The organism is Haladaptatus sp. (assembly GCF_049589095.1).
In the GTDB taxonomy this organism is placed as follows: Archaea; Halobacteriota; Halobacteria; order Halobacteriales; family Haladaptataceae; genus Haladaptatus.
The window spans coordinates 1-5213 of the sequence record NZ_JBAWAC010000649.1 but is presented as its reverse complement, the minus strand read 5'-3'; the positions used below and the strand labels follow the sequence as shown (position 1 = coordinate 5213).

4 protein-coding genes are annotated in these 5213 nt (G+C 62.6%); 2 read left to right on the top strand and 2 right to left on the bottom strand.

Annotated elements, in window-relative coordinates; all coding sequences use genetic code 11:
• Nucleotides 1-274: 274 nt before the first annotated feature.
• Complete coding sequence (locus WBV42_RS20450; protein WP_423987669.1) at nt 275-1528, bottom strand: tRNA (N(6)-L-threonylcarbamoyladenosine(37)-C(2))-methylthiotransferase; 1254 nt, start codon at nt 1526-1528, stop codon at nt 275-277.
• A gap of 555 nt (nt 1529-2083) precedes the next feature.
• Between WBV42_RS20450 and WBV42_RS20445 the strand changes: the two genes are divergently transcribed.
• Nucleotides 2084-2812 carry a mechanosensitive ion channel family protein gene (locus WBV42_RS20445; RefSeq protein ID WP_423987668.1) on the top strand — a complete coding sequence of 243 codons (729 nt, stop codon included), beginning with the start codon at nt 2084-2086 and terminating at the stop codon, nt 2810-2812.
• Nucleotides 2813-2831: 19 nt separating this feature from the next.
• Here the strand turns inward: WBV42_RS20445 and deoC are convergent, their stop codons facing one another.
• Nucleotides 2832-3467 carry a deoxyribose-phosphate aldolase gene (gene deoC / locus WBV42_RS20440; protein WP_423987667.1) on the bottom strand — a complete coding sequence of 212 codons (636 nt, stop codon included), beginning with the start codon at nt 3465-3467 and terminating at the stop codon, nt 2832-2834.
• Between the two features lie 443 nt (nt 3468-3910).
• On the opposite strand from deoC, the gene tgtA reads away from it, so the two are divergent.
• Nucleotides 3911-5213: tRNA guanosine(15) transglycosylase TgtA (tgtA, locus tag WBV42_RS20435; RefSeq protein WP_423987666.1), on the top strand; the 1303-nt coding region annotated here is incomplete at its 3' end.

The following is a 5213-nucleotide window of genomic DNA, read 5'->3' as shown; positions in this document are numbered from 1 at the left end:
AACGTGAGCTTCGCGTTCGAACCTTCCATCGTCGCGTCGAACGTCTGGAGTTCGAACTTCGGAGCAGGCTTGGAGAGTTTCGCCACCGCGTCGTCGGGGAGCGACCACTCGGCGCTGTCGCCGTCGTACCGACACCGAATGGCCGCCTCGCTCGCGTGACCGGGTAGGTGATTTCTGGACCGGTATCGGAGTCGCTACTGAAATCGCGGGAAAACAAAACGCGCTCACTCGAAGAACACGATAGAGAACTCTCCAACCCCCCGCTATCGACGTTTCAGACCGGTTTGCCGAACGCGTAGACGGTCTGGTGGCTCGTCACTTCCACGTCGAGGAAGTCGCCGGGTTCGATGCCGTGCTCGGAGGCGTGTTGGACGATGATCTGTCGGTAGGCTCCGTCCCGGCATTTCACGGAGTCGCCGGTGCCTTCCTCCACGACCATCACGCGCTTTTCGGTGCCGACCATGTCGTCGTAGGCCGCGCCGACGATGTCCATCTTGAGTTCGGACATCTCCTTGGAGCGCTCCTTCTTGATCGTCCCGCCGAGACCCTTCATGTCCGCGGCGTCGGTTCCCGGTCGCTTGGAGAACCGGGTGACGTTGAGCTTCTCGGGTCGTGTTTCTCGCAGAAGCGCCATGCTCTGTTCGTGGTCCTCGTCGGTTTCGGTGGGGAAGCCGACGATGAAGTCCGTCGAGAGTGTCCAGTAGTCCAGATACTCGTCGAACGTCTCGACGATTTCGACGTACTCCTCGACCTGATGCTGACGGCGCATGTCGCCGAGCACGTCGTTCGACCCGGACTGCACCGGCGCGTGGATGAAGTTGTACAGTTCATCGTTCTCGGCGAACACCTGCGCGAGTTCCTCGCGGATGCCGTGGACGCCCTTCGGGTTGGCCATGCCGACCCGAACCCGGAAGTCGCCCTCGATCTCGTTGCAGATGCGGTCGAGCAGGACGTGGAGTTTCCGCTCGCCTTGGTCCCACCCGTAGACGCCGGTGTCCTGTCCAGTGATCCGGAGTTCCTTCGCGCCCGCGTGGACGAGCGCCCGGGCCTTCTCGACGTTCTCCTCGACGGACGGCGATTCGATCCTGCCCGTCGCGTGCTTCGTGATGCAGTACGAACAGTTCGACATGCACCCGCGGGCGATGGGAAGGATGCCGACGACGCCGTCCAGCACGGGTTCGACGCCGGGGCCGGGTGTCGGGCATTCGCCGTTCGTGACGGCCGTGGGAACATCGTCCCAGTGGAGGATTTGGGCGTCCACGCCCTCGGTTCTGAACTCCTCGCCCTGTGCGAGCGCCATACAGCCCGTGATGATGAGATCCGCCGTCTCCGATTGCAGTTCTTTGGCCCGGCGAACCATGTTCCGCTCCGTCTTCTCGACGACGGTGCAGGTGTTCATGATAGCGACGTCCGCACCCTCTGGTCCCTCGACACGGTAGTGGCCAGCGTCGCGCAGCGCGGACTCTATCTGGCGACTCTCACCTCGGTTCGAGGTGCATCCGTAGGTTTCGATGTGATACCGGGCCATTCACTCCTCGCTTTCGCCTACGCGGGCAAAAGGGCGACGGTTGGGTGGCGTTCGTGCCGCAAACGGTGTGGTACGTGCACATTCCCCGATGGAGAACTCGGGCGTCGGGGACACCCGGTTCGGCGAAGCGCTGGAAACGCGAGTTCGAGAATTCGGTCCGGAACGCGTTCGTCATCGCGGACGGAACGCCGTTCGTCGCCACCACGGGGGGGAAAGACTTCGTCGATGCTGTACGCGCTCCGAGAGGACTGAATCCTTCCCAAATCCTGTCATCGGTTTCTCATCTGATGGTAATGGTTCGTGTCCCCGCACGCGGAGACGACCGAAATCACAGCGAAGGCTGACTCTTTCGTCCACGCCGTTTCGCGCCCATATTGTATTTCTTCTATCAGTATTCTGGGTTTCGTTCCCTTTTTCGGACACCAGCCGACGAGAATCGTAACCGGATTCATTCGACGTTACCCGTCTACTCGCACGATTTAGGCGGCCAACAACAAACTGACTGTGACCCAATCAACGTGTGAACCACGTGACTGCGTGGGGAGAGAACAAATCATGACACAATACGACATCCTTTTACAAGCTGGTGGACTCCCGACATGGGTCCAAGACCCCGTTTCGGGGTTCATCGCACTGCTTCCGCGTCTCGTCGGCGCGATCGTCATCCTGCTCATCGGCTGGGTGATCGGACGCGGCGCGGCCGCCGTCGTCCGCCGAATCGCCGACAGGATCGAACTCGACAGAATGGTACTCGACACACCGCTCGGCCGGATGCTCGGCGGAACGGAAAGCGCCGTGTCCGGTGCGTTCGGTAAACTCGCCGCGTGGTTCGTCTATGCGCTAGCGATCCTCGCGGCGGCGAACGTGCTCGCCATCCCCAGGCTATCGCTATGGGTTGCGGCGGCGGTTTCGTACCTGCCAGCGCTTATCGCTGGACTGCTGGTCATCATCCTGGGATTCGTGGTCGCTGACTTCATCGGCGACGCCATCATGCGAACCCGTGCGGCGACTCACACAGACTACACCAATTGGTTCGCTACGGGGACCCGACTGTTCCTGTACTTCACCGCCATCGTCATCGGTCTGGACACGATGGGAATCGACGTGGCCATCCTCTACCTCTTCGCCCGCGCCCTCGCGTGGGGCTTCGCGGCCGCCATCGCCATCGGTGCCGGTGTGGCGTTCGGTTGGGGCGGACGGGACTACGTCGCCGAGCACATCGACGGGTGGATGAGCAGGGCGCGACAGGGCACTCCGAGCCCACAACCGAGCGACGACGACTGAGCGGGACGGTCCGCGGTACCTATCCGCGGAAATCCTCGACGATTTCCACGCCGCTGCTCGCGCCGATGCGCTCCGCACCGGCGTCGAGCATGGCCTTCGCTTTTTCGTAGTCGCCGATACCGCCGCTGGCTTTGACCGGCAGGTACTCCGCCATCAGTTCCACGTCCGCGACTTCAGCGCCGCCGTCGGCGAACCCGGTCGAGGTCTTGACGAACGCCGCGTCCGCCTCCTTCGCCAACCGGCAGGCGTCGTGTTTCTCCTCGTCGGTGAGGAGCGCCGTCTCGATGATGACTTTCACCGGAACCGGCACGGCGGCGACGACGTCCTCGATATCCGCCCGCACCACGTCGTATTCGCCCGCCTTCAGTCGTCCGACGTTGATGACCATGTCCAGTTCGTCCGCGCCGTCGTCCCACGCGACCACCGCTTCCTCGCGCTTCGCATCCGTCGCGTGCTGTCCGTGCGGGAACCCGACGACCGTCGCGAGCGTCACGTCGGGCTGGTACTCGGCCGCCTCGGCGACGTAGCACGGTGGAATACACGCGTTCATTCCGTACTCCTCCGCTTCGTTCATCACTTTCTTCACGTCCGAGAGGATCGTCTCCGGTCCCAACACCGTGTGATCGATTTTTTCCGCGAGTTCGGCTTCGTTCATAGCCGGTGGGATGGACCCGCAGGGTAAAAATCCCGCTATCATGATGGTGAGAAATGGGTGTTTCGTGAGTTGATGGAGGTTTGGTCACCGCTCGCTACGAACGGAGGGGTTTGATTCTTGTGCGGCTTCTGGTGCTGAGAGGGAGACTTCGTCACGCTCGCTTCGAAATGACCCTACTTTTCGTGAGAACACAGCTACTGCGACGAAGTCCGTCTCTCAGCAACTGCAATCGCAAACCGACCAAGATCAATTCTGACTCATCGTAGCGAACGGACGGGGCTTTCTACGTCTCCCTCGAAGACGCTGTGCTCTCGATAATACTACCAAACACCCCAGTTCAGAGTGCACATCCGGAAACAGCCCCATCCCCCCACCGAAGAAAGCGACCTCGAAGTCCATCCCGTAGCGCAACCCTTACCCACGCGCTCTTGCAATCGCGGGTAATGAGCAGAGAGAACTTCGAGATCCGCGACCAGGACGGCGGGGGTCGAATCGGCGAACTCACCGTCCCACGGGCGGGCGTGACGGTGGAGACGCCCGCGCTGTTGCCGGTGGTCAACCCCCACATGCAGACGGTCGAACCGTCGCGGCTCGAATCCGAATTCGGCGCGGAAATCCTCATCACGAACTCCTACATCCTCTACAAGAGCGAGGATTTCCGCGACGAGGCGCTCGATGTCGGCCTGCACGAACTGCTGGACTTCGACGGAGCCATCATGACGGACTCGGGGTCGTTCCAGTTGGCAGAATACGGCGAAATCACGGTGACGACCGAGGAAATCCTGCAGTTCCAACACGACATCGGCTCGGACATCGGAACGCCGGTGGACATTCCGACGCCGCCGGACGTGGACCGCGAACAGGCGGAGGACGAACTCGCGACGACCCAAGAGCGACTGGAACTCGCGGAGACGGTCGATGTGGGCGACATGCTCGTCAATGCACCGGTACAGGGGTCGACGTATCCCGACCTGCGCGAGGCGGCGGGCCGCCATGCGGAGGACACCTTGCTGGACGTGTTCCCGGTCGGTGCGGTCGTCCCGCTCATGAACGAGTACCGCTATGGCGACATGGTGGACGTGGTCGCGGGGGCAAAACGCGGACTGGGTGCGGACGCGCCGGTGCACCTGTTCGGTGCTGGCCACCCGATGATGTTCGCGCTGGCGGTCGCCATGGGCTGTGACCTGTTCGACTCGGCGGCGTACGCGCTGTACGCCCGCGATGACCGCTATCTGACGGTTCGCGGGACGGAGCAGTTGGAGGACCTCGATTACTTCCCCTGCTCGTGTCCGATCTGTGCGAACCACACGCCCGCGGAGATCCGAAGTCGTGGCGACGAGGAGCGGGAGCGACTGCTGGCGGAGCACAACCTCCACGTCACCTTCGAGGAGATCCGGACCATCAAGCAGGCGATTCGGACGGGCAACCTGTTCGAACTGGTCGAGAACCGCGCGCGTGCCCACCCGGCCATGCTCGACGGTTACCGGGCGCTCGGCGATCACGCGGCGCAACTCGAACGCACCGACCCGGCCTCGAAGGGAGCGTTCTTCTATCTCTCCAGCGAGAGCGCGGCGCGACCGGAAGTCGTTCGCCACCATCAGCGACTCTCGCGGCTGAATCCCGAGGGTCGGGTGCTTCTGACCGAGGGGAACCCGAGCAGTCGCTACGACGAATCGTGGAACGTCGTCCCGCCGTTCGGTCCGTTCCCGCGTGCGCTCTCGGAGACGTACCCGCTCACCGCCGAGA

Coding starts and splice junctions, on each gene's coding strand:
- WBV42_RS20450 (WP_423987669.1), bottom strand. CDS start 1,528: ATGGCCCGGTATCACATCGAAACCTACGGATGCACCTCGAACCGAGGT.
- deoC (WP_423987667.1), bottom strand. CDS start 3,467: ATGAACGAAGCCGAACTCGCGGAAAAAATCGATCACACGGTGTTGGGA.
- WBV42_RS20445 (WP_423987668.1), top strand. CDS start 2,084: ATGACACAATACGACATCCTTTTACAAGCTGGTGGACTCCCGACATGG.